This is a genomic window from Natrinema caseinilyticum, assembly GCF_024227435.1.
GTDB classification, from domain to species: domain Archaea; phylum Halobacteriota; class Halobacteria; order Halobacteriales; family Natrialbaceae; genus Natrinema; species Natrinema caseinilyticum.
Genome location: NZ_CP100445.1, coordinates 3,769,692 through 3,793,931, shown reverse-complemented (window position 1 = coordinate 3,793,931; position 24,240 = coordinate 3,769,692). Strand labels below are relative to the sequence as shown.

Below are 24,240 nucleotides of genomic sequence, written 5' to 3'. Positions count from 1 at the left end.
GGATTCGAGTATACCCGCATTCCCCTTAAAGCTCCCCCAGGACAAAACATTTGTTCTGTTTTCGCAAATTTTGGTTGTTTCGTTGCGCCTTCATTTTGTTGATACGGGTATGTTCGTCCGACGGAACGACACTCTCTAATGCGACGTTGTTTTTTCAACCTCGAGTAAACATTTTCAAGGGGCGGGCCCATAGGGGGACGTATGGCAACGAGGATCGCGCAGCGGAGAGAACGCATGTACGTCGATGGAGAGTGGCTCGAGGCCGAGAACGTGATTCCGGTCTCGGACCTCGCGGAGGGCGGGACGTTCGCGCAGGTAGCCGCCGCGGGGCCGGCCGATGCACGCACCGCACTCGAGGCAGCCCACGAGAGCAAACCGACGATGCGGGAGACGACGGTCGTCGAACGCGCGGCGTGGTGTGAGGAGATCGCCGAGGCCCTCCGGGAACGCGAGGAAGAACTCGCGGAGGTAATCGTTCGCGAGGCGGGGAAACCGATCTCGTCGGCTCGTGGCGAGGTGGGCCAGGCGGCCGAGCGGTTCGATCGGGCGGCCGAGGAGGCCCGCAACATCGTCAGCAAGGGCGAGTACCGCGAAGGGTCGACCGGGGGTCACGAGGGCTGGCAGGCGATCGTCAAACACGAACCCGTCGGCGCCGTCCTCTGTATAACGCCGTACAACTACCCGCTGGCGACGACCGCCCTGCAGGTCGCGCCCGCACTCGCTGCCGGCAACAGCGTCCTGCTGAAACCCGCGACCAAGACGCCGATTTCCGCGGCGATCCTCGCGGACGTCATCGCCGCTGTCGACGGGATTCCGGAGGGCGCTTTCAACTTCGTGCCCGGCGAAGCGAGCGAGATCGGCGACGTACTGGCCGGCGACGACCGCGTCAACGCCATCGCCATGACCGGTTCCTCTGGCGCCGGAAAGCACGTCGCCCGCGAGAGCGGCATGGTCAACCTGCACATGGAACTGGGCGGGAACGCGCCGGCGGTCGTCTTCGACGACGCCGATCTGTCCGCGGTCGCCGGCAACTGCACCGCTGGTTCGTTCAAGTACGCCGGACAGCGATGTTCGGCCGTCTCGCGCGTGCTCGCTCACGAATCGGTCCACGACGAACTGGTCGACCTGATCGACGGCCAGATGGACGCCTGGCAGGCGGGCGACCTCTTCGACGAAGAGACGACGCTCGGACCGCTCATCAGCGAGGATCAGGCCGACTGGGTCGAAGAACTGGTCGAGGACGCCGTCGCGACGGGCGCGGACCTCGTCCGCGGCGGCGAACGCCGCGCCCCGGAGGACGTTCCCGAGGAACTCGGCGCGCAGTTCTTCGAACCGACGCTGCTCGCGAACGTCCCGCACGATGCTCGCATCGTCGACGAGGAACAGTTCGGCCCCATCGCGGCGATCACCACGTTCGAAGACGAATCCGAGGCCCTCGAGATCGCGAACGGCTCCGACCTCGCACTCGACGCCGCGGTCTTTACGAACGATCACGAGCGCGCGATGCGGATGGCAGAGCGCATCGACGCCGGCGCCGTCCGGATCAACGGCGCGCCGAGCCACGGACTCGGCGACGTTCCCTTCGGCGGGAACAAGGATTCGGGGATCGGTCGCGAGGGCCTCGACGCGTCGATCCACGCCATGATGCGCGAGAAGAGCATCATCCTCTGATCGACGCCGACCGGACACGGACTCGGTGCCCGTCTCCCGTTCCCGGGGCCGCTCACGGAGCGGCGGAACGGGGCCGATCGGGCCGGAACGGGAGGGAAGACTAACTCACACACGAACGGAAAGAACCCATATGGATCGCGACGTACTCGTTGCCGGAGAGACCCTCATCGATTTTATTCCCGACCGACCAGGCCCGCTCGACGATATCGCCAGCTTCGAACGCCGTCCGGGCGGTGCGCCGGCCAACGTCGCCGTCGCGCTCGCACGGCTCGAGCGGCCGCCGCTGTTCTGGACGCGCGTCGGCGACGACCCGTTCGGTCGCTATCTCGAGCGCCGGCTCGTCGAGTACGGTCTCACGGACCGATGGATCGAACGGGACGAAGGCGCGAAAACCACGCTCGCGTTCGTCACCCACGACGAGACCGGCGACCGGGCGTTTAGCTTCTACCGTGACGGAACCGCCGACACGCGCCTCGAATCCGGACGGATCGACGACGACACGCTCGCCGACTGCAACTGGGTCCACGCCGGCGGTGTCACGCTTTCGAGCGGATCGTCGCGCGCGGCGACGCTGGATTTGCTCGCGCGCGCCGCGAGTGCGGGGTGTACCGTCTCGTTCGATCCGAATCTGCGGCCCGAACTGTGGCCGGACGAGGGCGCGTTCGCCGGGGTAGCGGCCGACGCGCTCGAGAACGTCGACGTCTGTCTCGCGACCGTCGAGGAGCTCGAAGCACTCGGGGTCGCGGGTGCGACGCCGACCGCGATCGCTCGAGCGGCGATCGACCGCTGGCCGCTCCACACCGTCTTCGTGACCAGGGGAAGCGATGGCGCCGTCGCCGTTTCGAGCGCGGACGCGCCCTGGCCCGCGGCGGCGGTCGACCATTCCGGGTTCGAGATCGACGTGATCGATACGACGGGCGCGGGCGACGCCTTCGTCGCCGGTGCGATCGACGCGCTGCGAAGCGGCCGCGAGCTCGGTGCGAGCGTCGCGTTTGCGAACGCGGTCGGAGCGACGGCGACCACGGAATCGGGAGCGATGACGGCCCTGCCCACGCGCGAGGCGGTGGCGACGGTGCTCGAGGAGGAGTAGCCGAAGCGGCGACACCGGCATCGGAAACGGCGTCGATCGGTCGACGGAAGTGGAACGCTTCAGGGAGACAGGTGGCTGCAAGCCGGATCGCTATCCGGGTCTACGTCGGACGATGGCGCATGCGCTCGAGCGAACGCGGTACGATCCCCTTCGCGAAGGCGGTAGTGACGGAAATCCAGGAGAAAAACGTGACGTTCATGGCGGCCAGCATCGCCTATCAGGCCTTCGTTTCGTTGATCCCCTTGCTCGTGCTCCTCTTCTTTCTGGTCTCGATCGTCGGCGACGACGCGCTGGCGACACAGGTATCGTCGATGACCGAGGGATTTCTCCCGGAGAGCGGGCAAACCCTGCTCGAGGACGGGATCGAGGGCTCGACGGGCAGCGTCGGAACGTCGCTCATCGGATTCGCGGCGCTCGTCTGGGGGTCGCTGAAAATCTTTCGCGGACTCGATACCGCGTTCTCGGAGATTTACACGTCGACAGCCGAGAACTCGCTCGTTGACCAACTGCGCGACGGTGCCGTCGTCTTCGGGACGATCGGCGTCGCGCTGATCGCCGCCGGTGCGACCACCCTCGTCTTCGCGTTCTTCCCGAACAGCCTCGTCATCGGGCTCCTGAACCCGCTGTTGCTCGTCGCCGGACTGTCGGTCGCGTTCCTCCCGATGTATTACTTCTTCCCCGACGTCGACGTCACGGTCCGGCAGGTGCTGCCGGGCGTGCTCGTCGCCGCCGTCGGCTGGGCGGCTCTCCAGTCGCTGTTTCAGATCTACGTCGCCGTCTCGAGTAGCTCGGACTCGGCGGGGCCGATCGGGGCCGTCCTCCTCTTGCTGACCTGGCTGTACTTCGGCGGGCTGATCCTCCTCGTCGGCGCCGTCGTCAATGCGACGCGCTCGGGCCACATCGAGGCCGAACACGACGAGATCGGCGAGAGAGACGGGGCGATCGAGGGGAGTCACGACAACCCGAGCCGCGGGCCGTTCGCCGACTCGAGCGCGCGAGAACTGGCTCGTCTCGAGCGCCGACTGGAAGCACTCGGTCGGGAACGAGATCAGCTCCGACACGATCGCGACGCCCAGCGGACGCGCCGATACCGCCTCGAAGACAGCGTCGACGGGCTCGAAGCGCGGATCGAGCGACTCGAGGTGGAGAACGAATCTCTCGAGGCGGCAAACGAACGGCTCCGGCGCGACCTCGAGGCGTGTCGGGACTCGTCCTGGCGACGTGGAATACGACGAACGCTGAAGCGGGTTCGGACGCTCAACGTCGGTGTGGTCGAGAGCCGTTCGGAGTGACGCCCGGTTCGGTGCGGACGGCTCGAGTTCGGATCGAACGCGACGCCCGTCCTGTCGCTCGGCCGTTGGCCAACCGCGACCGGTCGATCCGCCGGTCTCGCCGGCGATCCGTCGGTCTGCGTGCGTGAATAGTCGGTCTCACTTCGAGTCGGGACATCTTTGTGAGTGCCCGTTCGACCGAGAATCGTGTCCCATCCAATCCGAGCCGCTCGCCAGCGGATTCGAGCGGAGCATGCGTCGGTCATCGACGGGATCGGCGCTTGTGCGGACGCGATCGCCGAACCCTGGGATACCGCCCGAACGACCAACCGCGAGGCAGTCGTCGGCGGCCTCCACCGATCACTCGAGGAAACCGGGATACTCGGATCGCTCCCCGACGTTCTGACGGACGTGGTTTCGGCGACGGGCTCCGAACTGCGGGCGTGCCCCGTCCCTGCCCCCCCGTACGTCGTCGTCACGAGCCGCGGACCTATTCTTCGGGCGACGATCGATCCCGGCCGACTCGTCGTTCGGTTCGATGCGTTCGACGTCGTTCGCGGTTCCGATCCCGACCGACGGCCGGCCTACCGGCGACGCGACGACGTCCGACTGACGGTAGTGCTCGAGTGAGCGTCGATCGATTCTTGCGTCACGACTGACTCGAGACTGGTCGCCTCGATAGCGCTAGCAACTCGAGGCGCTATAGCGCCAGTTGTTGTTAACAGAAACGGCTTCCGAACCCAGCTGTTAATAAAATGATGCGGTGAGATAATAATACTTATACTCCAGGATCGTCATTCCCGTATATGGAACTGACTCGACGCGCGCTGGTCAACGGTGGTGCCGGTGCGATTGCTGCCGGAACCCTCGCCGGTTGTCTCGACGAGGTAGGGACTCCGAACGGGTCACTCGACGGGGGATACGCCGCCTTTTTCACGCTGTGGGACTGGTCGCACCTGGTCGCCAGGGATGCGATCGAATTCGAGAACCCCGTCGGAACCGGCCAGTCGGGCCACGGGTGGTCGCCGAGCGGCGACCTCACGCGAGAGATAGCCGACGCCGGGGTTTTCGTCTACTTCGACACTCCCGAGTTCAGGTGGGCGCAGGACATCGCGACGACGCTCGAATCCGATTACGAGACCGTGTCGGTGATCGACGGCCTGGCTGGGCTGGACGACCAGTTACTCGACTGGGATCACGAGGTCGACGGCGGGAGCCACGATCACGGTGACGAAAACGGATCACACGACCACGATTCGGCGGACAGCCACGACGACTCGCACGATCACAGTGAATCGTCCGTCGACCCGCACGTCTGGCTCGATCCCGTGCTCGCACAGGACGTCGTCGAAACGATCTCGTCGGGACTCGCCGATGCGGACCCGGACAACGCAGAGACGTACGAAGAAAACGCGTCCGCGTACGTGGAGGCCCTCGACGCTCTCGATCAGCAGTTCGAAGAGCTGTTCGCCGCGGCCGACCGACGGGTCGCCGTCTTCGCCGGTCACGACTCGTTTACCTATCTCCAGGAGCGATACGGGTTCGAACTCCACACGCCCGTCGGCGTCTCCCCGCAAGCCGAGCCGAACCAGGGGGACATCTCGGAGACGATCAGCCTGGTCGAAGAGGAGGGAATCGAAACGATCCTCTACAGTCCCTTCGAAGATCGCGATGGGCAGTACCCGCCGCTCGTCAACGCGATTCTTCGCGAGACCGACGGCGACGCGATGCCGATCACGCACCTCTCGGGAACCCTCGCGAAGTGGCAGCGCAAGGACTGGGGCTACCTCGAACAGATGCAAGAGATAAACGTTCCCGCGTTCAGGGAGGCACTAGACGCACAGTGACCGTGATCGATCTCGACGGCGTGACGTTCGCCTACGGCGAGCAGCCGGCCGTCAAAGACGTCTCGCTTACGGTTCGAGAAGGCGACTTTCTGGGACTGATCGGTCCAAACGGGTCGGGAAAGACCACGCTCTTGCACCTCATGCTTGGCCTGCGCAGTCCCGATAGCGGCTCGATCGAACTGTTCGGCGAACCCGTCTCCGAGTTCGACGGCGGCGAACGAATCGGGTACGTCTCCCAACAGGCGACCAACCGCGGCGGCTCGATGCCGGTCACGGTCCGCGAAGCGGTCACGATGGGTCGATTCGCCCACGCGGGCCACGGACGGCTGACCGACGACGACCGGGCGGCGGTCGACGACGCACTCCAGACCGTCGACATCGCCGATCTCGGCGACCGTCAGCTCGATCAGCTCTCGGGTGGCCAGCGCCAGCGGGCGTACATCGCACGCGCGTTGGCCTCCGAAGCCGACCTGCTGGCGCTCGACGAGCCGACCGTCGGCGTCGACGCCGAGTCCCGAGACGAGTTCTACCAGCTCCTCGAGTCGCTCAACGACGACGGGATCACGATCATCCTGATCGAACACGACATCGGTGTCGTCACCGATCGCGCGACCCGTATCGCCTGTATCAATACCGAGCTGTACCACCACGGCGATACCGAATCGTTCGTCGAAAGCGAGGCGCTGACGGAGGCCTACGGGGCGACGGGGCAGGTCGTCCACCACCACCACTGATGAGCCGAACGCTCCCGCACCGTCGGCAACTCGAGCACGTCGGTATCGCCCTGACCGCGGTCCTCGCGGTCGCGATGATCGGTCTGCTCGCTATCGACGCGCTGCGAGCGGCGCCGCTGGTGGGCGAGGTGTACGATCAGGCTCGTATCGCGGGCTGGTGGGCGGATCACTACCTCGGGACGAACGTGTTCTATCACCCGTTCATGTGGCGCTCGATCGCGACGGGAATCCTGATCGGCGTCGTCGCGCCACTGGTCGGGACCTACCTCGTCCACCGGGAGATGGCCCTGATCGGCGAGACGCTCGCGCATACGGCCTTCGCCGGGGTCGCGGTCGGCCTGCTGGTGAGCGCGACGACCGGCTGGAACGGGTCGTTGATGCTCGTCGCGCTGGTCGTGGGCATCCTCGGCGCGCTCGGCGTCCAGTGGCTGGCCGAGCGGACCGACACCTACGGCGACGTTCCCATCGCGATCATGCTGACCGGCAGCTTCGCCGTGGGGACCCTGGTTATCAGTCTGGACCAGACGTCCGGAATCAACATCCGAGGCTACATTTTCGGTAATATCTCCGTCGTCACGCCCTCGGGCGCACAGCTGATGGCCGTCATCAGTGTCCTCGTCGTCGCCGCCATCGTCGCGACCTATAAACAGCTGCTGTTCATCACGTTCGACGAACAGGCCGCTCGCGTCGCGCGCCTCAACGTGACGTGGTACAACACGCTGCTGATCGTGATGACCGCGGTCGTGGTCGTCGGTGCCATGCAGATCCTCGGCGTGATCCTCGTCGCCGCGATGCTCGTCGTCCCCGTCGCCGCGGCGACCCAGATCGCACGGAGCTTCCGCGAGACGCTGTACTGTTCGATCCTGTTCGGTCAGGTCGCGGTGATCGGCGGATTCGTCCTCTCGATTTCCCAAGGGCTGCCGACCGGCGGGTCGATCGTCGTCGTCGCCATCGCGAGCTATCTGCTCGCCGTGTTCGCATCGAGTCGGTCGACGGCGGCTCTCTCGACGCACTGAACTGTTCGACGGGCGCGCAAGTCTGCGCTCCCTGCCGACGAGTCGACGGACGATTCTCGAGCGTCTCCGCTCGGCCCGTCCGGACGGCGGTCGTGCCGACCGATCCGACCGTGGGGCTGTGCGCCGAGCCGAGTGGTATTCGGTCACGTCGATCGAACCGACGGCGATCGGTGCGATTACCTGTTCGAGATCCAACACTCGAGTATGGGCCGACGGTCGACGGAGATTCTCGCGAGCGGCCTCCTCGCGTTCGCCGCCGGATACGTTCTCTGGCCGCCGAGACACGTCTACTGGGTGCAGGTTTCGCAGGCGATCGGAGAACTGGCCGCCCTCGCTATCGTCGGGATATCGGCGGTGCTCGTCGGTGGTTGAGCAGCCGCCGTCTTCGGGTTTTCGGTCACGAATCTCCTCGCGGGCGGAGCGATCGCGTACGTCGTCGGGATGGCGCTCATCGGACGCGTGTTCACACCGGACAGTCCGGTCCACCTCCTGCTGTACGGTGGCCTGCTCGTCTGTTTCGGACTCGGTGCGGCGATCGGCGATAGATATCGCCGACGGCGGTCGCATCGGACGGTCGACGCGGATCGGGAGTCGCCCGAATAACGCGACCGCGTGTCTGTGACAGGCTGCGGTACCCGATCGTCGGGTCACCCCATCACGGCATACGCTTAACACGCTCGTCGGCCAACCCTCGAGCGATGGGACGGTTATCCGAACTCTTCGATCCCGAGACCGTCGCCGTGGTCGGCGCGACCGACCGCGACGGCGCGGTCGGGCGGGCGATCCTCGAGAACCTGCGAGACCAGTTCGCGGGGCGGGTCGTTCCGATCAATCCGTCACACGAGGAGGTACTCGGGCTCGAGTGTTATCCGGACGCGTCGAGTGCGCCGCCGATCGATCTGGCGGTGGTCGTGGTCCCGCCCGAGGTCGTCATCGAGTCGATCTGCGATCTCGCAGCGGCGGGCACCGAGAACGTCGTCGTCATCACGGCCGGCTTCGCCGAAACCGGCAGCGAGGGAGCCGAACGCGAGCGCCGGCTCCGCGAGATCGCCGGCGAGAACGACCTCAACGTCGTCGGGCCGAACAGCCTGGGGATCATGGCCACGGCGAACGGCATGAACGCCACCTTCGGGCCGGAAAGCGCACTCGAGGGATCGATTTCGTTCATGAGCCAGTCCGGCGCGTTCATCACGGCCGTCCTCGACTGGGCCAACGACCAGGGCATCGGCTTTCGGGACGTCGTGTCGCTCGGCAACAAGGCGGTGTTAGACGAGACGGATTTCGTCCGCGAGTGGGGCGACGACCCACAGACGGACGTCATCATCGGCTACCTCGAGGACGTCGCCGACGGTCGGGACTTCGTCGACGCCGCCCGCGAGGTGACCGACGAGACGCCGATCGTCGTCGTCAAGTCCGGCCGAACGGACGCCGGCGCGCAAGCCGCCTCGTCTCACACCGGAGCGATCGCGGGAAGCGAACGAGCCTACGAGGCCGGACTCGATCAGGCCGGAATCATCCGGGCCCACTCGGTCCAGGAACTGTTCGATTCCGCGCGGGCGCTTGCGGGGCTGCCCGAACCCGAGACGGACGGCGTCGCAGTCGTAACGAACGCGGGCGGCCCCGGCGTCCTCACGACGGACGCCGTCGGCGACTCGAGGCTCGAGATGGCCGACTTCGCCGACGAGACGATCGACGCGCTCGCCGAGGCGATGCCGGCGGAGGCCAACGTCTACAACCCGATCGACGCGATCGGTGACGCCGACGTCGACCGCTTCGGGGAGGCCCTCGAGATCGCGCTCGCGGACCCCAACGTCGGGAGCGCGGTCGTGGTCGCCGCGCCGACCGCGGTGCTGTCCTACGACGACCTTGCCGAGACCGTGATCGGGAAACGCGAGGCATACGAGACGCCGGTCGTCACGTGCCTGATGGGCGGAAAACGGGCCAGGGAAGCCGAGGAGACGCTGCGCAAATCGGGCATTCCGAACTACTTCGATCCGTCGCGGGCCGTATCGGGACTCGACGCGCTGGCTCGCTTCGGAGAGCGACGCGAGCGGACGGCAGACGTGCCCGCGACGTTCGACGTGGATCGCGAGCGCGCCCGAGTGATCCTGGAGCGTGCATACCGCCGGGACGACAACCGACTCGGCGTCGAGTCGATGGACCTGCTCGAGGCCTACGGGATCCCCACGCCGGCCGGCGAAATCGTCGACGATCCCGTCCGCGCGCGGGACGTCGCCGGCTCGATCGACGGCGATGTCGTGCTGAAGATCGTCAGCCCGGACATCTCTCACAAGTCCGACATCGGCGGCGTCAAAGTCGGCGTCGACACCGACGACGTGTACGATGCGTACGAGGACGTCGTCTCCCGGGCGCGCACCTACCAGCCCGACGCGAGGATCATCGGCGTCCAGGTCCAGGAGATGCTCGACCTCGAGTCCGCGACCGAGACCATCGTCGGGATGAACCGCGACCCGCAGTTCGGCCCGCTGTTGCTGTTCGGACTCGGCGGCATCTTCGTCGAGATTCTCGAGGATACGTCGGTCCGCGTCGCGCCGATCGGTGACGGTGAGGCCCGCGAGATGGTCGACGAGATCAAGGCCGCACCGTTGTTGCGAGGCGCTCGAGGCCGCGAACCGGCTGATATCGACGGTGTCGTCGAGACGATTCAGCGGCTCTCACAGCTGGTGACGGATTTTCCGGCGATCCTCGAACTCGACGTCAACCCGCTCGTCGCGGGTCCCGACGGCGTACAGGCAATCGATCTGCGACTCACCGTCGACACGGAGGAACTATGACCGAGACCGATCCAGAACCCGAATCCACGACCGCCGACAGCGAAACTCCAAACGCGAACATCGACAACCGAACCGGCCCGGAAGAGAACGACGCTCTCGCCGAGACCACGGACACCGACGGCGAAACCGGGACCACAGATACTGACGACGACGCAAGTATATCTGATCCCGGTCGCGATGTCGACACGCTACTCGTGAGCTCGCTCGCGGAAAGCACCGGCAAAACGGCCGTCGCGTTGGCATTGGCTCGGCTGGCCAGAGCCGATGGAGACAGCGTCGGCTACATGAAACCGAAAGGAACCCGCCTCCAGAGCAACGTCGGGAAGACCCTGGACGAAGATCCGCTTCTCGCTCGCGAACTGCTCGAACTCGATGCGGACGTCCAGGACCTCGAGCCGGTGGTCTACTCGCCGACTTTCGTCGAGCAGGCCGTCCGCGGGCGCGAATCGCCCGCGGAACTCGGCGAGCGCGTCCGCGAGGCGTTCGAGACGCTCGCCGACGGCCACGACCGGATGTTCGTCGAAGGGGGTGGCCGCTACGACGTGGGAGGCATCGTCCATCTCACCGACCCGGACATCGCGGACCTCCTCGACGCACGCGTTCTGCTGATCGCGCCCTACGAACGGCCGGGGGACGTCGACGACGTCCTCGCGGCCGCGGCGTCGTTCGGCGACCGCCTCGGCGGGGTCGTGTTCAACCAGGTGCCCGACGTCGCGTACGACGGACTCGAGACGGACGTGATCCCGTTCCTCGAGGATCGCGGGATTTCGGTCACCGGCATCATTCCGAGCGAGCGCGAACTGTCGGGCGTGACGGTCGCCGAACTCGCGGACGAACTCGGGGGGACGATGCTCGTCGAGGCCGGACAGGACGCCTACGTCGAACGGTTCTCCGTCGGCGCGATGGGTGCGGACAGCGCCCTGCGTCGATTCCGGCGGACGAAAGACGCGGCCGTTATCACGGGCGGCGACCGCGCCGAAATCCACACCGCTGCGCTCGAGGCCCCCGGCGTTCGCTGTCTCATCCTGACCGGCGGGCATCGGCCCTCGGGAACGATCCTGGGGCAGGCAAGCGAGAAGGGCGTTCCGATCATCGCGGTTCGGACGGACACGCTCGCGACCGTCGACCGCGCGGAGGAAATCGTCCGCAGCGGCCGCGTTCGCGACGTCGACACGGTCGACCGGATGCAACGGCTGTTGTCCGACCACGCCGCCGTCGACTCGATTCTGGGCTAGACCCGCGACGGTCGGCGCAGTCCGGCCGTCGAATACGACGACCGGGAAAGCGACGACGATTCACGGGAGGACGGCGGTCGAAACGACGGTCCCACTGCGACTCGTCGGCTGTAGATCGTGACCGGCCGGACGAATACTGTTTTGTCGCTGGCCGCAGTGGGATCCGAGCAGATGGCTAACGTTACCGTCTCACACGACTCTGCGGACCGGTACGCGACCGTGACGATCGACCGACCGGACGCGGGGAACGCGATGTCGCCCGCAGTTATCGACGAACTAGGAGCGCAGATCGAAGCGGTTGGAGCGGACGACTCCGTTCGGTCGATCGTCGTCACGGGTTCCGGCCGGACCTTTTCGGCAGGTGCGGACGTCGACGCGTTCGCGGCCCGCGCCGACGAACCCGATGCCGTGATCGAGTATCTGGAGTCCTTCTCGGAACTGTACGCCGTCATCGAATCCGTCCCGATTCCGGTCATCGGACGCGTGAACGGCCCCGCTTACGGGGGCGGCTACGAACTCGCGATGGCCTGTGACGTTCGGATCGCCTCGACCGATGCGACGCTCTGTCCCGCCGAGATCCGGATGGGTCTCGTCCCACCGTTCGAGCGCCTCGTCTTGGAACTCGGCGACGGAATCGCGCGGGAACTGTGCTTTACCGGTGGCGTCCTCGAGGCCGATGCGGTCGCGGAGACGGATCTCTTCAGTCGCGTCGTCGCTCCCGACCGACTCGATGCAGCAATCCGGGACGTCGCGGGTCGAATCGCCGCTCGGAGTCCGAACGCGGTCGCACAGACGAAGCGAGCCATGGTCAGGCATCGGGCCGACGCGATCGCTCGAGCGTCGACGTATCGTCGCGCCTTAGACGAGCAGTGCGTGCGCCATCCGGATTTCGCCGAATCAGTCGCCGCGTTCCGTGAGGGGCGCGATCCGGTCTACGAGTGACGCGACCGCGTCCCCGGATCGCCGGCCGACTCGCAGACGCGTCGTCACCGGCGGTGGGACTGTCGCGTCCGTCTCGGTGACTGTCACGTCTGACTAAGAATTAAGAGTCCGCCACGCATGAAGCCAGTCATGGACGACACTTCCCAAGAGATCACGTCGCTCGTCGGCCGCGAGGTGTACTCGAACAACGGCGTCTTCGTGGGCGAAGTCGAGGACCTCCGTCTCAACATCGACGGCGAAGCCGTCACCGGCCTCGCCCTGGCGAATCTAAACAGCGAACTGTTCGCGGAGGAAGCCCGCAGGGGTCAGGGTATCATCGTTCCCTACCGCTGGGTCCGATCCGTCGGCGATATCGTCCTCATCAACGACGTCGTCGAGCGCGTTCGCGAACCCGACGACGAAGAAGACGAACTGCTGGTCTAGGAGACTCTCCGAGCCTTTCAGCTCCCGTTCGACCCTTCGCTCCCGCCTTCGACACCCATCGCGTCGAACAGCGTTCGCTTGACGGCTTCTTCGGTCAACTCGAGCAGCGTATCCCGCGTGTCCTCAGAGATTTCGATCCCCGTGAAGATGCCGAGCGGAATCTCCGCGCTCGCCTGCGTCGAGTGGCCGGCCGTCTCGCCGATCTCGCCGTAGGCGTCGTCGAGCACTTTCCCGATGTTGATGCGGATATCCTTCGAGCGACCGGCGAGAAAGATCGTCTCGTCGGCGATTCCGAAGACGGCGGTCGTCGTCACGCCCTCGAGATTCAGCAGGTGACTTGCGGCCTGCGTGAGCGCCTCGCGGTCGCGGACGAACCCGGCGTTGGAGACGAGATGGCTGCCCTGAACGTCGCGATTCGTGATCGCTTCCGCGAGGACGTCCAGCGTCTCGGGCGACATCGACGGCGACTCGACTTGCTCGAGCGTGTCGTGATTCGCGAACGGATAGAGGTAGGCGGCGGCGGTGAGGTCGGCGGGGGTCGTGTCGCGTTTGAAATCGAGCGTCTCCGCTCGGATGCCGTAGAGCAGGGCCGTTGCGACCTCCTCGGAGACGTTCATATCGAACTCCTGGATGTACTTCGTCATGATCGTCGACGTCGAGGACATGTTCGGCCGAATATCGACGAACTCGGGTTCGAATCCCGTCTCCGACTCCGTTTCGAGGTGGTCGATGACGATGTCGACCGGGAGTTCCATCTCGCTCGAGGTCGCGTGATCGACGAGCGCGACGGTGTCGTAGATCGAGTGATCCTCGATTTCGTCCCACTGGACCAGATCGATCCCGAGCAAATTGACGAACGCCCGGTTCTCCTGGTGGCCCACGTCACCGAGATAGATGATGTCGGATTCGATCCCGAGGTGGTCGGCGACCGCCTGGAGGGCGGCCGCACTGGCGATCGAGTCCGGATCCGGGCTGTCCTGCGTGACGATGGCGAGGTGCGACGACGTCTCCTCGACGAGCGCGGCGAGTTTGCCCGCGTTGTACTCGAGTTCGCCCGACTCGAGCGCCCTGAGGGCCGATTCGGCGATGACCGAGGAGGGGTTGATGACGATATCGGCCCCGAGTTCGGAGAGTTCGTCGCCGGAGACGGGATCGCTGGCGCGTGCGACGACGAACTGATCGTTCGTACTCTCGCGGATGTGTTCGACGGCCTGTTTGTTGGACTCGACGTCCGAGGCGAGGATGAGGACGACGTCGCGGTCGGCGACCAGTTCGGCGACGCCGGATTCGCGGATGTCGGCCGTCCGGGCGTCCAAATCCTGATCTCGGAGCGATTCGACGCGGTTCTCGTCGCGGTCGATGATCAGGACGTCTTTCCCCTGCTCGACGAGCTCTTCCGCGACAGCGTATCCCACGCTCCCACAGCCCAAAATAGCGTAGTCAGAGATCGACGAGATCGTAACCCCCGTGCTCATATGCCCGAGTGGTCGGACCGGTCGCACTTAACGGTCCCGAAGAGTAGCAAATACTGACGGCCGATACGACCGGTCTAGGGCCCGGGAATTCCGCACGTGGATCTCTGCCACGGGAGGCGCCAAGGGAAACGTATTTTACCGGCCGACTGAAAGTCGGAGGTGTAGGGCCGGTAGCTCAGTTAGGCAGAGCGTCTGACTCTTAATCAGACGGTCGCGTGTTCAAATCGCGCCCGGCCCGTGAAACGACCTGATGAGCGGAGCGAATCGGGAGTGAACCGGCAGGCACGATTCGAATCGCAGGGAGGTCGGCGCAACGAAGTGAGCACGTCCGACCGTGTGTTCAAATCGCGCCCGGCCGGCGTTTCTGGGGGAACACCGTTCAGCAGTGATGAGTGACAGAACTCGGATTCGAACACAGGGAGAGTGCGATCTTCTTGACCGAGCCACAGGTTCGAACTCGAGTCTGTGACGACTCAATTTCTGTCGAACCAACTCGCGTCTCGAGACGAAGAGGCGTCGTCGGCCCGGAATCGCAGCCGGTTCGCGAGTGGCTGCGAAAAAGAACGGTCGGGAGCCACGTCGTTCGACAACGGGACAAGTCCGGTGGCCGAGACACCGAACGTCGGTGTCAACGGTGTGGCAACGCGATCCGGAGTCGTCGAGCGCCACCACGCGATCGCTCGAGCGAATCGCGCCGAGATCGTCCGTCGACGCGCCGCCAGTGTGTCGAAGTCGCCGCTCGAGTGAGGTGAGACACGCGAGCACGGTGACGTCCACACGCCGACCGACGGCCGACGTCACCACCCCAGTGGTCGCCGGACGACGCGGCCCCAGCCGGTCGTCGGGTGCGGTCGATCCGGGTCGCCACGGACTCGCGGCTGACGTGACGAGACTGAATCGAGAGGATGCCTCGAGACGCGTCGCACCGTAACGTGCTATCTGCACCCCATCCATCGCCGGCCAGCGTGGCGTCGCCCGGTGTCGGTATTTTTCCCGTCCGCCACGGTAGGGACCGTGCGCGCTTACGAGAATGATCGCGATGATACGATCCCTCTGGAAACGATATCGCGCCGTCGCGCTCGTCTATCGGATCGGAGCCGCGTTCGTCCTCGGCTCGGTCGTCGGCCTCGCAGTCGGCGAGCCCGCGACGGCGCTCGCGCCGCTGGGTGACCTCTTCGTCCGCCTGCTCAGTATGCTGGTGGTCCCGACCGTCGTATTCACGCTCTTGACGGGCCTGCAACAACTGCGCCCGGAAACGCTCGGTCGCATCGGCGGCCAGGTCGTGGCCATCTACGCGGTGACGTCGACGATCGCAGTCGTGATCGGACTCGGCGTCGCAAACCTGGTCGACCCGGGCGCGGGGTTCGAACTCGAGGAGGCTGCGGCGACGTCGACTGAGACGGCGTCCGTCGAACCGCCGACGCTGACAGAGGTCCTCCTCGGCATCGTGCCGACGAACCCGTTCGGTGCGATCGCGGACGCCGATATCGTCGCGATCATCTTCTTCGTCGTCGTGTTCGGCCTGGCGCTATTGCTGGTGGCGGAGCGGACGGAGTCGGCGGCCGTCCGCGACGGCGTCACAGCCATTCGCGATAGCAGCGAAGCCGGGGCCGAAGCGATGTTCGTGATCGTCTGGGGCGTCCTCGAGTACGGCGTGGTCGGTGTCTTCGCGCTCATGGCCTCGGTGTTCGATCGAGTCGGGGCCGATGCGATTCTCCCGTTTGCCGTTCTGATGGGGACGCTCACAGCGGCCGTAGTCCTCCACGTCACCGTCGTGTACCTCCTTGGTATCATGCTGATGATCGTCCACTGCTCGCCGCTTTCCTTTCTCAACGGAAGCCGGACGGCGCTGGTAACCGCGCTCAGTAGCTCCTCGAGCAGCGCGACGCTGCCGGTGACGATGCGCAACGCCCAGGAGCGCCTGTGCGTGGACAAGAGCGTCTACGGTTTCTCGCTGCCAATTGGCGCGACGATCAACATGGACGGAACGGTGATGTACCAGGGTATCGTCGCCATCTTCGCCGCGAACCTGGCGGGGGTTCAGCTCTCGGTCGGCGAACAGATCACCGTCGTGTTCCTCGCGGTTCTCGCGAGCATCGGCACCCCCGGGATTCCCAGTGCCGGACTCGTCATGCTCACGCTGGTACTGACCCAGCTCGGATTGCCCCTGGAAGTCGTCGGTTTCGTCGCGGGTGTGGACCCGATTCTAGACCGGCTTCGCACGATGGTCAACGTCCTGGGCGACCTCGCGGTGACCGTGCTCGTCGCCTCGTTCAACGACGCCATCGACGTGACAGCCGGTGTGTGGGACGAGTGAGTGCGGGCCCGAGTCACCCGATCGGGAGCGTCCGTGCGTCGCTCGACACGGGTGCTCGGTCCGGTGAAATCGGGCCCATCTTTCAGTGCCGGACTGCGAGTCGATCGGCCGTATTCGGCGCTCTCGTTCCGACGGATCGAGGCTGGATTGTGGTTTGTCGCGGAGTGTGGTTCGCTCTTCCGTCGGCGTCCGGTGGCGGACGGATACGCCGGCCCGGATTTCCACGAGGTACCGATACCCCGAGCTATAAAGCGAGCGTCGACATACGCTCGAGCGACCATGTCCGTCGATTACGAAGGAATCACGTTCGAGCGACTCGGGCACGCGAGCGTTCGCATCGCGACCGAGGACGGAACCGTCGTCTACGTCGACCCCTGGGGAGAGGTCCTCGCGGACGAACCGAGAGACGGTGATATCGTGTTCGTCACGCACGACGACTACGATCACTACGACCCGGACGCGATCGAGGCGGTCGCCGGCCCGGACGCGACGGTCGCCGTTTACGAGGCGGTCGATACCAGCGGGCTCGGCTTCGACGTCGTCGACCTGCCGTACGAGGGCGAGACGTCCGTCGAGGGAATCGATGTCCGGTCGGTTCCCGCCTACAACGATCCCGACGGGGAACACGTCGACGACGATGGCAACCCGTATCACGCCGACGGCGAAGTGATCGGGCTCGTGTTGACCATCGAAGGGACGACGATCTTCGTCCCGTCGGATACGGATTTCCTCCCGCACCACGAGTCGATGTCCGCGGACGTGTTTGTCCCCCCGATCGGCGGGCACTTCACGATGGATCGCCACGAGGCCGCCGACTTCGCCCGAAGCCTCGATCCGGCACTCGTCCTGCCGGAACACTACGATACGTTCGAGCCGATCGAAACGGACGAGGTGGCGTTCGCGGACGATCTCGAGGCCGACGGGATTCGGGTCGAACTGTTCTGATTCCGTCGTTCCCTCGTTCACAGGGACTCGAGGCGGACGACGCCGGCCCTCGCCGCGAGAAATCGCTGTCATCGCTGGGCGGGTGCCGATCGGAACGCCCCGCGGGGAACTCGAGCGCTATAGCGGTTCCGCAGTTCGCCCCCACGATACCGATCAGAACGCGTGAAAGTCACTCAGACCTTTTCTAAGTGGTTTGGAAGTGGGGTTATGGACGTCGTCGTACTATTCACGAACGAGAATCATGACATCCATCGCAGACATCGAGATTTCGGCCGACGGAACCGGAACCGAAGAACTGTTCGAGGCCGTTCCATCACTCTCCTGCGAGATGGAACGAGTGATCGCCTCGAGCGGGCACGGGCTCTGGCTGTCGGGGCCATCGCAATCCGAGATCGAGACGGCCCTCGACGAAGCCTCGGCGATCGGTCCGTATTCCCAGATCAGCAGCGACGAAGATCGCTGGTTGTACGACATCGAGTTCGAGCCGGACGCGGTCGACCCGTTCGAGATCGTCCTCGAGGAGGGCGGAACGGTGCTCAGCGCGTCCGCCTCGAACGGGACGTGGCTGCTCAGTATCCGGGTCGTGGACCGCGAAAGCGTAAGCACGCTGTACGACCGCCTCGACGAAACCGGTGTCACGCCGACGATCGTCAGACTGTTCGACCTGGCCGAGGAAACGCACTCCCAGTGCGGGCTCACGACTCGTCAGTACCAAACCCTGGTCGCGGCGATCGATCACGGCTACTTCGAGATCCCCCGCGAGGTCTCGATGCAGGAGCTCTCGGAGGAACTCGATATCTCCCACCAGGCGCTCTCCGAGCGCCTGCGTCGGGCCTACCGCGCGCTCGTCACGTCCGAACTCAACGTGACGGACGAGGAGACTGCGGCACCGGCCGTTCCATCGAATTGAGGCCGATCGCTCGATACGGGCGACGTCAGGTGTCCGGTCCAACGGCCCGGCTCGATGCTTTTCACCGGCCGATCGTTCTCAGTAGTGACGAGTGACGAGCCTCCACGCCGTCCTCTCGCTCGAGTGCACCCGTTCTGACCGACCGGTGTCACGGGGCCGACACCGATCGTCAACCGCCCACTGTTAAGAGTCCGGCCCGCGACGCTCGCAACATGGATATCAACAGCGACGACGGTGTGTTACGGCTAACGTTCGATCGGCCGGAGGCGCTCAACGCCCTCACGATGGAGACGGCAAACGAACTGGCGGACGCGATCGAAGACGCCGCCACCGACGAGTACGACGCGATCGTGATCACCGGGGCGGGCGACGCCTTCAGCGCCGGTGGCGACCTCGAGTCGTTGGCGAAAACGCCCGACTCGTCGCGGAAGTCCTACGAGCGAGTCACAGAAACGTTCGGACGCGTCGTCGAAGCGATGCTCGAGTGTCCCGTGCCGATCGTCGCGAAAGTAAACGGCGACGCGATCGGGGCCGGCCTCTCGATCGTCGCGCTTTCGGACCTCGCGTTCGCGACGGCCGATGCGACGTTCTCCTGTGCCTTCGTCAGAGTCGGGCTCATTCCCGACACCGGCGGCACGTTCATGCTCCCGCACGTCGTCGGTCTGCGGGCCGCGAAACGACTCGCGTTCACCGGCGAGTTCTTCGATGCCGACCGGGCGGCCGACCTCGAACTGATCAACGAGGCGGTTCCCGCCGACGAACTCGACGACCGGGTCGCCGAAACAGTCGAGCGGATCGCGAGCGGTCCCACGGCTACCATCGGGATGATGAAACGGGCGATGCATGAGAACATGAGTCGGCCGTGGGACGAGGCACTCGACTACGAGAACCTGCTTCAGGCCCAGGCACGGACCTCGGCCGCACACGAGGAAGGGGTCACTGCGTTCCTGGAGGATCGGGAGCCGGAATTCGAGTAGCGACGGACAGTGGGTGCTCGAATCTTCCGTCCGAACCGCATGCGCCAGCAAGCACCACGTCCTTTCGTGAACCCGGTGTTATTGAAACTGCAATGTCTCCACAGTTTTCCGACGACGACACTGGCAAGCGCGTCATCAACGCCGCCGGCGACCAGATCGGAATCGTCGCTGACGTCGAACACGGAACGGCCCACGTGGAGCCCGATCCCGGGATCACGGACACGATAAAGGCGAAGCTCGGCTGGAGCGGAACTGACGAGGACACCTATCCGCTGCAGGACGAGGCAGTCGCTCGAGTAACGGACGACGAGGTCCGCCTCGAGAGCGATCTGTCCGGTGCTGGCACGACCGGTGGAACACGGGGTACCGAGACGACCGAGACGACCGGAACGAACCGCGATCGCGGTATCGATCGGGACGAAAACGACATCAGTGGAACCGGCGACGAGGAGGGACTCCTCGGCGACGACGACGACCGACGGCGGTAACACGGATCGACGGTTTCGTTTTCGATCGCCGCGACAGTGTCGCGGGTGACGAACGCTGCGTCCTCGGGCCCGCGCTGTTTCGCGACGGTTAGACAGGACTTTCAGCCCGCTTCAGCGACGACTCCGGGCGGTTCTCCGACGGACCGGTGGCGTCTGAGGACCTCGCCTCGCTTCACCTTACTGCTGTTCCGATCGCCGCTCCTCGTCCGTGCGGCGCTCGGTGGGTCGTCGACTCGATCGGTCGGACGTGAGGTTCATCTCCTCCATCGCCGCCATCTCGTCGGTTCGACGGGTCGTCCCGCGATTCCGGTCGCGGCCCCCGCTCTGTTCAGTTCTGGCGCGACGCATGGACGGCTGTGTGCCCTCCCCCTGCTGAGTCTGCGAGATCGGCTGGTCCTGTCGACCCGCTGTCTCACGGTCGGGCGCGGTGCGCTGGGAGTACCGCTCGGGCGCGACCCACTCGCCCGTTTCCTCGTACTGTTGGGGCCGCGACCGATCGCTCGGCCTCGGTTGCCCGCCGGTCTGCGGTGCCCGTCGTTGCCCCGCCGGCGTCCCCGTTTGCTGTCCGAGTCCTTGCGTGGCCCCTTCCCGGCCGGTCGGCGAAAATTCTGACGGTCGGCCCCGGGTCGTCTCCCGGCGCCGTTCCTGGGAGCGGATCCCTTCTCGCCCGCTCGTCATCCCCTGGGCGGTCTCTCGCTGGCTCTGCTGGGCTCTCTCTCGCCGTTCCGTGTCCAACTCTCCCCGCCCCGGGGAGATCTCCCGTTGACCCGACGGACTCCCCTGCTGCATCTGCCGTCCGCTCTCCGCGAACTGACTGCCGATTCGCCCCATTTGATCCCCCATCCGTTCCATCTGATTCATCTGCGGCTGGGCGGCGGCCTCGAAGCCTTCCTCCATCATCTGCTCCATTTCGGGCATCATGGCCTCGACGCCCTGCAGGTAACTCTGCATCATCGACTCCGTCAACTGCTGGCCCATCGCGTTCTCGAGCATCGACTTCGTTATTTCGAAGCTCTGTTTCTGGGCGCTCTCCTGCCATTTGAGCGCGCTCAGAGTCATTTGAGCCATGTTGCGCTGGAGATCGATCAGTTGTTCCATCGCTTGCTGGCCCTGATTCATCGTCGACTCTGCCATCTGCTCCGGGTCTGTCGATTGCGGAGATTGATTCCGTCTCATGAGATTCACCTGGGGATATCGGATCACCGTCAGCCGATCCCCGGTTCACGACTGGACGCAACCGAGACGCAGATAAAGGGCAGCGTCAGTTCCGTCCGGAAGCACGAACCCAATCGCCCGTAAACGATCGCTGGCGGGACCGCGTCCGGTGTGACGGGCGGGCACGCTGTCCCGCGTCGACGACGCGATAATCATCCCGTACAACGACGTAATTCGCCCTTGAATACGGAAGCAGACGGACGAGAGGTTCGAATCTGAACGTCGGCGTCCGCTCAGGACTCGGAGTCGGAACCCGGTGTGCCGTGTGTTACCCCCTCGCGGTCGTCGGCTCGCATCCGCCGTAACGCAGCGCGCGCGTTGCTCGCCTCGTAGCCGAAATAGACGTCGTTGGCGTACGCGTCGGCCACCTCTGTGGCGTGGATGAGGTCGTCGACGTCGACGTTTACGGCGTACAATTCGATATTAAACGGCGTCTCGAGCGCGCTCTCGAACCCCTTCGCGATCGTCTCGAGCCAGTAGGTCGTCCCGTAGGCCGTATCGTACAGCGGGACGACGAACTCGTCGACGTGTTCCTCGATGGCCGCGAGGTCGATGCCGGCGCGCTCGTAGAGGTGACCGGGGTAGGGATCTGGGTAAAGCGTCATGTAGACCGTGCCCGGAATGCGGTCGGTGGCCGCTTCGACGAACGACGTGATGACGGAGGCTCGCCAGGCCATCCGATCGTCGTACTCGCTCTCCTCGAATGCCGTCTCACAGACGCCACATCGACAGTACTCCGCGCGAGGAAAGCCGATGTCGTCCAGGCGGACGTCTTCGTTTTCGGCGACGCAATCGTCGATGATCTCGAACAGGCCCTCCCGATAGTCGCTGCGGGAGGGACAGATGTACGCCCAGTCGAAGTACGACCGCCTCCGATCGGCCGGCCGGCCCATGTCGTCGACGGGTACCAGCGACGGGTCGGCGTCGGCGGCGGCGTTGTCGCCGAAACAGGAGACCATGTTCACTCCGTCTGCGATCGGGTCGGCGGACCTGCCGGTCACGTCTTTGACTTCGTAGAATCCGTGATCGAACTCCGGCCACCGTACTTCTTCGGCGTTACGGGTGACGACGCCGTACATAACTCAGGGTACGGCGCCAGCCTCGTAAGGGGTTCGGATTCGCGTATTATGCTTCGGGAGGTTCGTAGTCGACTTCGACGTCCGACGAGCCGCTGAAGGCGACCTTCCAGAGGACGGCGACGATGAACAGGGCGAGTATGATCTTGACGGTACGTGACATGTACGTCTAGATGTTCGGCTGGGAATCACTTAGGTATTCTGGATAGTCCTCTCAGAGAGAATCAGACCCGTCGCGACGACGAGAGCGCCCGCCCGCGGAGCGACGATCCGGTCAGGTATCGATCAGCGACGCGATGTCCTCGCGGACGATCGTCTCGCAGTACGAACACCGGACGCCGTCCTCGAGGACCGAAAATCGGGACGTCACCGGTTCGTTGCCGGTCGTGATACAACTGGCGTTCGGACACGACAGGACGCCCTCGACGACGTCGGGACGTTCCACGCGGTGTTTTTCCACGACGTCGTAGTCTCGCACGATGTTGATCGTGGCATCCGGCGCGATCAGCGAGAGGACGTCGACCTCGTCCTGGCTCAGTTCGCGGCCCTCGACCTTGACGATGTCCTTGCGAGCGAGCCGATCCGAGGGGACGTTCATCCCGATCGAGAGCTCCTCGCCTCTGGTCCCGTCGATTCCCAGGATCGCGAGGACGTTCAACGCCTGTCCGCCGCGGACGTGATCGATGACGGTCCCGTCGCGGATCTTGCTGACTCGCAGTTCGTGATCGTCGTTCCCGTGTGGGTCGTGATCGTTACTCATCGTGACCACCGTCGCCCGTTTCGCCGTCCTCGTCTGCCTCGTGGTCGCTCAATAGGAGATCCAGCAGCGCCATCCGGACGGGGACGGCGTTGTGCGCTTGCTCGAAGTAGGCCGCGTGATCGGTCCGGTCGATTTCGGGGGCGATCTCGTCGACCCGCGGCAGCGGATGCATCACCGTCAGGTCCTCGCGTGCGTCCTCGAGCGTCTCGACGTCGATCTGATACTCGCCGGCGACCGCCTGGTACTCGTTTTCGTCGGGAAACCGCTCGCGTTGAATGCGCGTCACGTAAAGGACGTCCAGCGAGGGGAGTATCTCCTCCAGGGACTCGTGTTCGCGGATTCCCGTCCCGTCCTGTTGTTGGTGAAGGTCGTAGACGACCTCGCGGGGCAATCGGAGGCTCTCGGGGCTGATGAAGTGCTGGCGAGTGTCGAAGTTCGTCAGCGCGTACGCGAGCGAGTGGACGGTCCGACCGTACTTCAGGTCACCCATGATTCCGATCGTCAAGTCGTCGAGTCCCGCGTTTTCGCGGATCGTGTAGAGATCCAGCAGCGTCTGCGTCGGGTGATGGCCCGCCCCGTCACCGGCGTTCAAAAGCGGGACGTCGACGAACTCGCTCGCCATCGTCGCCGATCCTTGCTTCGGATGGCGCAGGACGATCGCGTCGGCGTAGCCCTCGATGACCCGGACGGTGTCGGCGAGGGTCTCTCCTTTCTTCACGCTCGAGGACTCGACCGATCCCATGTCGACGACGTCGCCGCCGAGGCGTTTCATGGCGGTTTCGAAGCTCATTTTCGTCCGAGTGCTCGGCTCGAAAAAGAGCAATCCGAGCAACTGACCGGCGTGTTTGTCGGCGACCGCCGACGGATCGGCAGCGATCTCGGACGCGTAGTCGAGGACAGACTCGATGTCCGCCCGCGAGAGTTGTTTGCTCGTGATGAGGTGATCGTGGCGCATTCGTTCGTGTAGGCTTGTGCGTGCCTCTTGAATCTCTCCCTTCGATGCGACGACCGTCGGCGCGGCCGTCGTCCGATCGGGTGTCGCTGCTACGTCAT

General features: G+C 65.0%; 23 protein-coding genes and 1 tRNA gene. 19 read left to right on the top strand and 5 right to left on the bottom strand.

Annotation, left to right across the window (positions count from 1 at the left end; translation table 11 throughout):
• Nucleotides 1-201: 201 nt before the first annotated feature.
• The 13 genes from NJT13_RS18685 (at nucleotide 202) to NJT13_RS18625 (ending at nucleotide 13,024) form a co-directional block, all read left to right on the top strand.
• Nucleotides 202-1,671, top strand: a complete 1,470-nt coding sequence (locus tag NJT13_RS18685; RefSeq protein ID WP_254523321.1) for an aldehyde dehydrogenase family protein — start codon at nucleotides 202-204, stop codon at nucleotides 1,669-1,671.
• 130 nt (nucleotides 1,672-1,801) lie between these two features.
• Nucleotides 1,802-2,761, top strand: coding sequence for a carbohydrate kinase family protein (locus tag NJT13_RS18680; protein WP_254523320.1), 960 nt, complete (start codon nucleotides 1,802-1,804; stop codon nucleotides 2,759-2,761).
• 119 nt (nucleotides 2,762-2,880) lie between these two features.
• Nucleotides 2,881-4,053, top strand: a complete 1,173-nt coding sequence (locus tag NJT13_RS18675; RefSeq protein ID WP_254525487.1) for a YihY/virulence factor BrkB family protein — start codon at nucleotides 2,881-2,883, stop codon at nucleotides 4,051-4,053.
• Nucleotides 4,054-4,239: 186 nt separating this feature from the next.
• Nucleotides 4,240-4,662 carry a DUF7988 family protein gene (locus tag NJT13_RS18670; RefSeq protein ID WP_254523319.1) on the top strand — a complete coding sequence of 141 codons (423 nt, stop codon included), beginning with the start codon at nucleotides 4,240-4,242 and terminating at the stop codon, nucleotides 4,660-4,662.
• Between the two features lie 176 nt (nucleotides 4,663-4,838).
• A complete protein-coding gene (locus tag NJT13_RS18665) occupies nucleotides 4,839-5,879 on the top strand; it encodes a metal ABC transporter solute-binding protein, Zn/Mn family (protein WP_254523318.1) in 1,041 nt (346 codons plus the stop codon).
• On the top strand, nucleotides 5,876-6,613 hold the full coding sequence (locus tag NJT13_RS18660; protein WP_254523317.1) for a metal ABC transporter ATP-binding protein: 738 nt from the start codon (nucleotides 5,876-5,878) through the stop codon (nucleotides 6,611-6,613). Before NJT13_RS18665 ends, NJT13_RS18660 begins: the two co-directional genes overlap by 4 nt.
• Entirely contained in the window at nucleotides 6,613-7,629 is a 1,017-nt protein-coding gene (locus NJT13_RS18655; protein ID WP_254523316.1) for a metal ABC transporter permease, read from the top strand. The genes NJT13_RS18660 and NJT13_RS18655 overlap by 1 nt, the downstream gene beginning before the upstream one ends.
• Before the next feature lie 204 nt (nucleotides 7,630-7,833).
• Complete coding sequence (locus NJT13_RS18650; RefSeq protein WP_254523315.1) at nucleotides 7,834-8,001, top strand: hypothetical protein; 168 nt, start codon at nucleotides 7,834-7,836, stop codon at nucleotides 7,999-8,001.
• A 69-nt stretch (nucleotides 8,002-8,070) separates the two neighbouring features.
• Nucleotides 8,071-8,232 carry a hypothetical protein gene (locus NJT13_RS18645; RefSeq protein ID WP_254523314.1) on the top strand — a complete coding sequence of 54 codons (162 nt, stop codon included), beginning with the start codon at nucleotides 8,071-8,073 and terminating at the stop codon, nucleotides 8,230-8,232.
• Nucleotides 8,233-8,327: 95 nt separating this feature from the next.
• Nucleotides 8,328-10,424: an acetate--CoA ligase family protein gene (locus NJT13_RS18640; protein WP_254523313.1), complete on the top strand. Its 2,097-nt coding sequence runs from the start codon at nucleotides 8,328-8,330 to the stop codon at nucleotides 10,422-10,424.
• On the top strand, nucleotides 10,421-11,659 hold the full coding sequence (locus NJT13_RS18635) for a phosphotransacetylase family protein (protein ID WP_254523312.1): 1,239 nt from the start codon (nucleotides 10,421-10,423) through the stop codon (nucleotides 11,657-11,659). Before NJT13_RS18640 ends, NJT13_RS18635 begins: the two co-directional genes overlap by 4 nt.
• Before the next feature lie 171 nt (nucleotides 11,660-11,830).
• Complete coding sequence (locus tag NJT13_RS18630; RefSeq protein ID WP_254523311.1) at nucleotides 11,831-12,601, top strand: enoyl-CoA hydratase/isomerase family protein; 771 nt, start codon at nucleotides 11,831-11,833, stop codon at nucleotides 12,599-12,601.
• A 129-nt stretch (nucleotides 12,602-12,730) separates the two neighbouring features.
• Complete coding sequence (locus tag NJT13_RS18625; protein ID WP_254523310.1) at nucleotides 12,731-13,024, top strand: PRC-barrel domain-containing protein; 294 nt, start codon at nucleotides 12,731-12,733, stop codon at nucleotides 13,022-13,024.
• Between the two features lie 17 nt (nucleotides 13,025-13,041).
• On the opposite strand, the gene NJT13_RS18620 is transcribed toward NJT13_RS18625, so the two are convergent.
• Nucleotides 13,042-14,499 (bottom strand): DHH family phosphoesterase, encoded by a 1,458-nt coding sequence (locus NJT13_RS18620; protein WP_254523309.1) that lies wholly within the window; start codon nucleotides 14,497-14,499, stop codon nucleotides 13,042-13,044.
• A gap of 164 nt (nucleotides 14,500-14,663) precedes the next feature.
• On the opposite strand from NJT13_RS18620, the gene NJT13_RS18615 reads away from it, so the two are divergent.
• The 6 genes from NJT13_RS18615 to NJT13_RS18590 all read left to right on the top strand — a co-directional run bounded on the left by NJT13_RS18615 (nucleotide 14,664) and on the right by NJT13_RS18590 (nucleotide 20,136).
• A tRNA-Lys gene (locus NJT13_RS18615) sits at nucleotides 14,664-14,737 on the top strand.
• An 801-nt stretch (nucleotides 14,738-15,538) separates the two neighbouring features.
• Nucleotides 15,539-16,816 (top strand): dicarboxylate/amino acid:cation symporter, encoded by a 1,278-nt coding sequence (locus NJT13_RS18610; protein WP_425499770.1) that lies wholly within the window; start codon nucleotides 15,539-15,541, stop codon nucleotides 16,814-16,816.
• Nucleotides 16,817-17,095: 279 nt separating this feature from the next.
• Entirely contained in the window at nucleotides 17,096-17,761 is a 666-nt protein-coding gene (locus NJT13_RS18605; protein WP_254523307.1) for an MBL fold metallo-hydrolase, read from the top strand.
• Nucleotides 17,762-18,002: 241 nt separating this feature from the next.
• Nucleotides 18,003-18,671, top strand: coding sequence for a helix-turn-helix domain-containing protein (locus NJT13_RS18600; protein WP_254523306.1), 669 nt, complete (start codon nucleotides 18,003-18,005; stop codon nucleotides 18,669-18,671).
• A 212-nt stretch (nucleotides 18,672-18,883) separates the two neighbouring features.
• Nucleotides 18,884-19,648 (top strand): enoyl-CoA hydratase/isomerase family protein, encoded by a 765-nt coding sequence (locus NJT13_RS18595; RefSeq protein WP_254523305.1) that lies wholly within the window; start codon nucleotides 18,884-18,886, stop codon nucleotides 19,646-19,648.
• A 92-nt stretch (nucleotides 19,649-19,740) separates the two neighbouring features.
• Complete coding sequence (locus NJT13_RS18590) at nucleotides 19,741-20,136, top strand: hypothetical protein (RefSeq protein WP_254523304.1); 396 nt, start codon at nucleotides 19,741-19,743, stop codon at nucleotides 20,134-20,136.
• Between the two features lie 177 nt (nucleotides 20,137-20,313).
• On the opposite strand, the gene NJT13_RS18585 is transcribed toward NJT13_RS18590, so the two are convergent.
• The 4 genes from NJT13_RS18585 to pyrB form a co-directional block, all read right to left on the bottom strand.
• A complete protein-coding gene (locus tag NJT13_RS18585; RefSeq protein ID WP_254523303.1) occupies nucleotides 20,314-21,270 on the bottom strand; it encodes a hypothetical protein in 957 nt (318 codons plus the stop codon).
• A 314-nt stretch (nucleotides 21,271-21,584) separates the two neighbouring features.
• Nucleotides 21,585-22,430, bottom strand: a complete 846-nt coding sequence (locus NJT13_RS18580; protein WP_254523302.1) for a hypothetical protein — start codon at nucleotides 22,428-22,430, stop codon at nucleotides 21,585-21,587.
• Between the two features lie 271 nt (nucleotides 22,431-22,701).
• Entirely contained in the window at nucleotides 22,702-23,187 is a 486-nt protein-coding gene (gene pyrI / locus NJT13_RS18575) for an aspartate carbamoyltransferase regulatory subunit (RefSeq protein ID WP_254523301.1), read from the bottom strand.
• Nucleotides 23,180-24,142 carry an aspartate carbamoyltransferase gene (gene pyrB / locus NJT13_RS18570; protein WP_254523300.1) on the bottom strand — a complete coding sequence of 321 codons (963 nt, stop codon included), beginning with the start codon at nucleotides 24,140-24,142 and terminating at the stop codon, nucleotides 23,180-23,182. Before pyrB ends, pyrI begins: the two co-directional genes overlap by 8 nt.
• Nucleotides 24,143-24,240 lie beyond the last annotated feature (98 nt).

What these genes read in the sequence shown, in the direction of transcription:
- NJT13_RS18685 (WP_254523321.1), top strand. Translation starts at nt 202, where the DNA reads ATGGCAACGAGGATCGCGCAGCGGAGAGAACGCATGTACGTCGATGGA.
- NJT13_RS18680 (WP_254523320.1), top strand. Translation starts at nt 1,802, where the DNA reads ATGGATCGCGACGTACTCGTTGCCGGAGAGACCCTCATCGATTTTATT.
- NJT13_RS18675 (WP_254525487.1), top strand. Translation starts at nt 2,881, where the DNA reads ATGCGCTCGAGCGAACGCGGTACGATCCCCTTCGCGAAGGCGGTAGTG.
- NJT13_RS18665 (WP_254523318.1), top strand. Translation starts at nt 4,839, where the DNA reads ATGGAACTGACTCGACGCGCGCTGGTCAACGGTGGTGCCGGTGCGATT.
- NJT13_RS18655 (WP_254523316.1), top strand. Translation starts at nt 6,613, where the DNA reads ATGAGCCGAACGCTCCCGCACCGTCGGCAACTCGAGCACGTCGGTATC.
- NJT13_RS18650 (WP_254523315.1), top strand. Translation starts at nt 7,834, where the DNA reads ATGGGCCGACGGTCGACGGAGATTCTCGCGAGCGGCCTCCTCGCGTTC.
- NJT13_RS18645 (WP_254523314.1), top strand. Translation starts at nt 8,071, where the DNA reads ATGGCGCTCATCGGACGCGTGTTCACACCGGACAGTCCGGTCCACCTC.
- NJT13_RS18640 (WP_254523313.1), top strand. Translation starts at nt 8,328, where the DNA reads ATGGGACGGTTATCCGAACTCTTCGATCCCGAGACCGTCGCCGTGGTC.
- NJT13_RS18635 (WP_254523312.1), top strand. Translation starts at nt 10,421, where the DNA reads ATGACCGAGACCGATCCAGAACCCGAATCCACGACCGCCGACAGCGAA.
- NJT13_RS18630 (WP_254523311.1), top strand. Translation starts at nt 11,831, where the DNA reads ATGGCTAACGTTACCGTCTCACACGACTCTGCGGACCGGTACGCGACC.
- NJT13_RS18625 (WP_254523310.1), top strand. Translation starts at nt 12,731, where the DNA reads ATGGACGACACTTCCCAAGAGATCACGTCGCTCGTCGGCCGCGAGGTG.
- NJT13_RS18620 (WP_254523309.1), bottom strand. Translation starts at nt 14,499, where the DNA reads ATGAGCACGGGGGTTACGATCTCGTCGATCTCTGACTACGCTATTTTG.
- NJT13_RS18610 (WP_425499770.1), top strand. Translation starts at nt 15,539, where the DNA reads ATGATACGATCCCTCTGGAAACGATATCGCGCCGTCGCGCTCGTCTAT.
- NJT13_RS18605 (WP_254523307.1), top strand. Translation starts at nt 17,096, where the DNA reads ATGTCCGTCGATTACGAAGGAATCACGTTCGAGCGACTCGGGCACGCG.
- NJT13_RS18600 (WP_254523306.1), top strand. Translation starts at nt 18,003, where the DNA reads ATGACATCCATCGCAGACATCGAGATTTCGGCCGACGGAACCGGAACC.
- NJT13_RS18595 (WP_254523305.1), top strand. Translation starts at nt 18,884, where the DNA reads ATGGATATCAACAGCGACGACGGTGTGTTACGGCTAACGTTCGATCGG.
- NJT13_RS18590 (WP_254523304.1), top strand. Translation starts at nt 19,741, where the DNA reads ATGTCTCCACAGTTTTCCGACGACGACACTGGCAAGCGCGTCATCAAC.
- NJT13_RS18585 (WP_254523303.1), bottom strand. Translation starts at nt 21,270, where the DNA reads ATGGCAGAGTCGACGATGAATCAGGGCCAGCAAGCGATGGAACAACTG.
- NJT13_RS18580 (WP_254523302.1), bottom strand. Translation starts at nt 22,430, where the DNA reads ATGTACGGCGTCGTCACCCGTAACGCCGAAGAAGTACGGTGGCCGGAG.
- pyrI (WP_254523301.1), bottom strand. Translation starts at nt 23,187, where the DNA reads ATGAGTAACGATCACGACCCACACGGGAACGACGATCACGAACTGCGA.
- pyrB (WP_254523300.1), bottom strand. Translation starts at nt 24,142, where the DNA reads ATGCGCCACGATCACCTCATCACGAGCAAACAACTCTCGCGGGCGGAC.